Below are 637 nucleotides of genomic sequence, written 5' to 3' on the forward strand. Positions count from 1 at the left end.
TTGGCAGTTCGCACACGACTTTGATGATTTATTTCCCAAGTCACGTCTTGAAACAATTCGCCACTCGGATCATTGCTTATTGCGACCAGATCAATCACACCATAGACACCCTCAAAAAGACTTTCTGGAATCTTGCGAGAATCCTCGACCACAATCTGAAGGTTTGCATGGGGAGTAAGCTTATCCTGACCGAAGAAATACCTATCTAGAGCAACAACTGCATAGCCTTTTTCCAACAACTTTGGCACTAACACGCTACCTATGTAACCGCCCGCCCCTGTAACCAATATTTTTTTCATTTTATCCAATTCCATCTTTCAATCTTGATTCTTTAAGCCCCGTATTAGGGCAATAATACAGCCGAGCAGGCCACCAAGCATCGCACCGAAGATACATATCAAAGCGCGTTTTGGTTTGGACTTTTCTTCCGATACACGCGACTCGCTGACGGTTTTAAAAACGTATTCGGTAGAGCCTTTGGCAAGCATGAGCACTTTGGTTTGGTCTTCAATGAGGTCGTAGAAAACACTCTGCATGCTTGCGAGTGGAGTTTCTTCAATTTGTTGCTTTAGGAAGCTGACGTTTTTTTGTGCTTCTTCGGCGTCACGCGCTTTTAGTTTGGAATTGATTTTATTAA

General features: G+C 43.3%; 2 protein-coding genes. Both read right to left on the bottom strand.

Features of this window, described 5'->3' with window-relative positions; all coding sequences use genetic code 11:
* Positions 1-299: NAD(P)-dependent oxidoreductase (locus A3738_RS01090; RefSeq protein ID WP_156503861.1), on the bottom strand; the 299-nt coding region annotated here is incomplete at its 3' end.
* Positions 300-317: 18 nt separating this feature from the next.
* A partial coding sequence (locus A3738_RS01095; RefSeq protein WP_304440051.1) for a GNVR domain-containing protein occupies positions 318-637 on the bottom strand: 320 nt, incomplete at its 5' end.

It is taken from the genome of Oleiphilus sp. HI0066, assembly GCF_001635725.1.